At 63.5% G+C, this 4,482-nt stretch carries 4 protein-coding genes; 2 read left to right on the top strand and 2 right to left on the bottom strand.

What is annotated here, in order from left to right:
- Nucleotides 1-639: bifunctional ornithine acetyltransferase/N-acetylglutamate synthase (locus EN925_RS24530; RefSeq protein ID WP_206632907.1), on the bottom strand; the 639-nt coding region annotated here is incomplete at its 3' end.
- A 459-nt stretch (nucleotides 640-1,098) separates the two neighbouring features.
- On the opposite strand from EN925_RS24530, the gene EN925_RS24525 reads away from it, so the two are divergent.
- Entirely contained in the window at nucleotides 1,099-1,698 is a 600-nt protein-coding gene (locus tag EN925_RS24525) for a TetR/AcrR family transcriptional regulator (RefSeq protein WP_127365840.1), read from the top strand.
- Between the two features lie 71 nt (nucleotides 1,699-1,769).
- Here EN925_RS24525 and EN925_RS24520 read toward each other — a convergent pair whose 3' ends face one another.
- Nucleotides 1,770-2,687: a peptidylprolyl isomerase gene (locus tag EN925_RS24520; protein WP_027163508.1), complete on the bottom strand. Its 918-nt coding sequence runs from the start codon at nucleotides 2,685-2,687 to the stop codon at nucleotides 1,770-1,772.
- A gap of 246 nt (nucleotides 2,688-2,933) precedes the next feature.
- Between EN925_RS24520 and secA the strand changes: the two genes are divergently transcribed.
- Nucleotides 2,934-4,482, top strand: a 1,549-nt coding sequence (gene secA, locus EN925_RS24515; RefSeq protein ID WP_128336995.1) for a preprotein translocase subunit SecA, incomplete at its 3' end; no start/stop codon positions are given.

Raw genomic sequence — 4,482 nt, 5'->3', positions numbered from 1 at the left:
ATCCTGCAGGACAGGGGCGGCGATCGGCGCGTCGGTGGCGATGAAGGAGAGCATCGTCGCCATGTCGGGCGCGATCATGCCGGCGCCCTTGGAAATGCCGTTGATGGTGACATCGGTGTCGCCGAGCTTGACGGTCGCGGTCGCCACTTTCGGATAGGTATCCGTGGTCATGATCGCCTTTGCCGCTTCGGTCCACAGCTCGGGCTTGCCCTTGCTGACCAGCCCCGCGAGCAGATGGCTGAATTTGCTGGTGTCGAGCGGCTCGCCGATGACGCCGGTCGAGGCCATGAAAACCTCCGCTGCCGTGCAGCCGGCCGCCTTCGCCGCCGCCTCGCCGGTCAGTGCGGTCGACTCGCGGCCCTTCTTGCCGGTGAAGGCGTTGGCGTTGCCGGAATTGACGACCAGCACCCGCGCCTTGCCCGCGCCGAGATTCTGCCGGCAGAAATCGACCGGCGCCGAGGGGCATTTCGATTTCGTGAACACGCCGGCGACCGCAGTGCCTTCATCGAAGACCATGGTCAAAAGATCGGTGCGGCCCTTGTACTTTATCCCTGCCTCGGCGGTGGCGATGCGCACCCCCTCGATTTCTGGCATTTTCGGGTATTTCTTCGGCGCAAGCGGCGAAATCGTCGTGGACATGGAGGCCTCGGGCGGGAAAAATCGCAAGGGAAGGCCGGTTTGCCCGATAGACCGCGCCGGCGCAAGGGCGTTTTCGTCGCTCTTGTCCGGGAGCTCGAACTCGCCCCTGGGAGCAGGGCTCCGAGACGTCGCAAGCCATGCAGTAGACATCGTCCGACGGCCGGTCCGGCGGTGTCAGCCAGTTTGCGCCGGCCGCGTTCATGTTAGTAGGAATTTATTCTTGACAGGGTGAGAGCAGCTATGCTACATTTTCGTCCATGGTGCTGATTTGCGCCAGTGACCCGCCTCCGGCGGGTTTTGCTTTTGGGGGCTCACCAACCGAGACGCCGGTAAGATTCCAGAAAAACGACCAACCCCTGCCCCGACCTTGCCAGCCTCCAGAAGCTTCAAAACGCGCCGTTTCGTTTGAGCGTCGGGTCACCTATATTGCCGGCGAAGTGTTTGGCGAGGACGACAGAGATGGCCGAGGACGCCGATCCGGCGCGCAGATCGATCGGTGCGCGGCGCAATCCCGACAGCGCCGAGGCCATTCTCCAAGCCGCCGAGACCGTGCTGGTCGAAGCCGGTTATGCCGGTTTCTCGATCGAGGCGGTGGCGCGGCGGGCCCGCGCCGGCAAACCCACCATCTATCGCTGGTGGCCGAGCAAGGCGGCGTTGCTGCTTGAGGTCTACCAGCGCCAGAAGCGCGTCGATGTTCCCGATACCGGGGTGTTGGAGGAGGATCTCGTCGGCTTCCTGAAGAACCTGTTCGCCCACTGGCGCGAGACATCGTCGGGAAGCGTGTTCCGGTCGCTGATCGCCGAGGCACAGTCGGACGAGACCGCGGCCGCGGCCCTTGCCGACTACTCACTGGGCCGACGGTCCCATACCGCCCAGATCATCGAACGCGCCAAGGCAAGGGGCGAAATCCCGGCCGAAATCGATTCAGCTGTTGTCGCCGACCTGATCGCCTCCTTCGCCTGGAGACATCTGCTGACCAACCGGCTCGACGAGGACGAAGCGACCATCGACAAGGCCGTCAACTACGTGATGCGAGGCATAGCGGCGCCTGCCTCGTAAAGACGGCAATGAATGAAAAAGGGCGCGGCAACCCCTGGCTGCCGCGCCCCTTTTCAAAAAAGCTGCCAGTCTTACTTGGCGCTTTCCAGCGTATCGACCGCCTTCTTCAGGTTGGCGTCGGGGATCTCGACCTTGGCGCCGGCGCGCAGCGACTTGACCAGCGCGAAATACTTGTCGCGGATGACCGCCTGCTTGGCCTGGTCCTTGACGTCGTCGAAGGCCGGCGGCTGCTTGGTGCGCTTGTCCTCGAGCTTGATGACATGCCAGCCGAACTGCGTTTGCACCGGCTGCTCGGTGTATTTGCCGACCTCGAGCGCGGAGGCCGCCTTGTCGAACTCCGGCACCATCTGGCCAGGTCCGAACCAGCCGAGATCGCCGCCGCTGGTCTTGCCTGACGGATCGCTGGTGTGTTCGTTGGCGAGCTTCTGGAAGTCGGCGCCGCCGTCGAGCTGCTTGATGATCGCCTCGGCCTCTTCCTTCGTCTTCACGAGGATGTGACGGGCATGCAGCTCGTTGGTGGGCGGCGTGTTGGCGATTTCCTGGTCGTAGCGGGCGCGGACCTCGGCGTCGGTGACCTTGTCGACGACACCCTTCTCGACCATCTCGCCGTGCAGCGCGCGCTGCTGCAGGAAGGCCATGCGGCGCTGGAAGTCGGGATCCTTGTCGAGCCCTGTGGTGACCGCCTGGGCGGCCATGACGCGGATCTCGATGGCAGCCGAAAGGGCGGCGGCACGGCGCTGCTCGGGCGGCAATTGTGCAAACTGCTGCGACAATTCCCCTTCGGCAAGCACCAGATCTGCTTCGGTCAGGGGCTGACCGTTGACCGTGGCGATAACCTTATTGGGATCGACCGGTGCCGCGGCTGGCGCTGCTGCATCCGCCGGAGCGGGAGCGGTTTGCTGCGCCGTCACAGGCGAGAGCGAAAGGGCCGACAGGCCGACGGCCAAGCCAAGGCTGGCGAGCGACGCGCGGCGAAACAACAGGGACATAGGGGGACTCCGGTGGGGATTGTTAAGAGGGGTGCTTCCAGATCGGCCAGATTGTGGCGGAATTTGGCGCAGCCAGCAGGGCCAGCGCGGCGTTGACATCAGTTGAGCCCCCTCTTATCTGTCCAACGACTTTGCGTCCAGAACCGTTTTCCGGGCGCTTTTTGTGTTTGTCCACGTTCACGTGGAATTGATGGGGCCGCCCGGCGCTCATCTCAAGATTGAGAATTCTATCGAAAGGACCATTGGATGGTCAGTCTCGGCGGTCTCGCCCGTAAGGTTTTCGGTTCCTCCAACGACCGTCGGGTCAAATCGACCCGGCCCCGTGTCGAGGCGATCAACGCCATGGAAAACGAGATGCGGGCGCTTTCCGATGAGGAATTGGTCGGCCGCACCGCGAAATTCCGCCAGGACATCGCCAACGGCGCCACGCTCGACGATCTGTTGGTGCCGGCCTTCGCCACCGCCCGCGAGGCCGCGCGCCGCGTGCTCGGCATGCGCCCCTTCGATGTCCAGCTGATCGGCGGCATGGTGCTGCACAATGGCGGCATTGCCGAGATGCGCACTGGCGAGGGCAAGACCCTGGTCGCGACGCTGCCGGTCTACCTCAACGCGCTTGCCGGCAAGGGCGTCCACGTCGTCACCGTCAACGACTATCTGGCCACCCGCGACTCCGAATGGATGGGCCGCGTCTACAAATTCCTCGGCCTCTCGGTCGGCGTCATCGTCCACGGCCTGTCCGACGAGGAGCGCAGCGCCGCCTACGCCGCCGATGTCACCTACGCCACCAACAACGAGCTCGGCTTCGACTATCTGCGCGACAACATGAAATACGAGCGCGCCCAGATGGTGCAGCGCGGTCACAATTACGCGATCGTCGACGAAGTCGATTCCATCCTGGTCGACGAGGCACGCACGCCGTTGATCATTTCCGGTCCGCTCGAGGACCGTTCGGAAATGTACAACACCATCGACACCTTCATCATCCAGCTGCAGCCGCAGGATTATGAGATCGACGAGAAGCAGAAGACCTCGATCTTCACCGAGGAAGGCACCGAGAAGCTCGAGAACCTTTTGCGCGACGCCGGCCTGCTCAAGGGCGAGTCGCTCTACGACGTCGAGAACGTCGCCATCGTCCACCACGTCAACAACGCGCTGAAGGCGCACCGGCTGTTCCAGAAGGACAAGGACTATATCGTCCGCAACGGCGAGATCGTCATCATCGACGAGTTCACCGGCCGCATGATGCCGGGCCGCCGCTATTCGGAAGGCCTGCACCAGGCGCTCGAAGCCAAGGAGCATGTGGCGATCCAGCCGGAGAACCAGACGCTCGCCTCCGTCACCTTCCAGAACTATTTCCGCCTCTACAAGAAGCTGTCCGGCATGACCGGCACGGCGCTGACCGAGGCCGAGGAATTCGGCAACATCTACGGCCTCGAAGTCACCGAGATCCCGACCAATCTGCCGGTGATCCGCATCGACGAGGACGACGAGGTCTACCGGACGGTCGAGGAGAAATACAAGGCGATCGTCAGGGAGATCCGCGAAGCCAGCGCCAAGGGCCAGCCGACGCTGGTCGGCACCACCTCCATCGAAAAGTCCGAGCAGCTGGCCGAGCGCCTGCGCAAGGAAGGTTTTACCGATTTCGAAGTGCTGAACGCCCGCCATCACGAGCGCGAGGCGGCGATCGTCGCCCAGGCCGGCAAGCCCGGCGCCATCACCATCGCCACCAACATGGCCGGCCGCGGCACCGACATCAAGCTCGGCGGCAATGCCGAGATGCGGATCGAGGAAGAGC

Origin of the sequence: Mesorhizobium sp. M7A.F.Ca.US.006.04.2.1 (genome assembly GCF_004022915.1) — a bacterium.
Classification (GTDB): Bacteria; Pseudomonadota; Alphaproteobacteria; order Rhizobiales; family Rhizobiaceae; genus Mesorhizobium; species Mesorhizobium ciceri.
The sequence above is the reverse complement of the archived record's forward strand: the minus strand, read 5'-3'. Positions and strand labels throughout refer to the sequence as shown.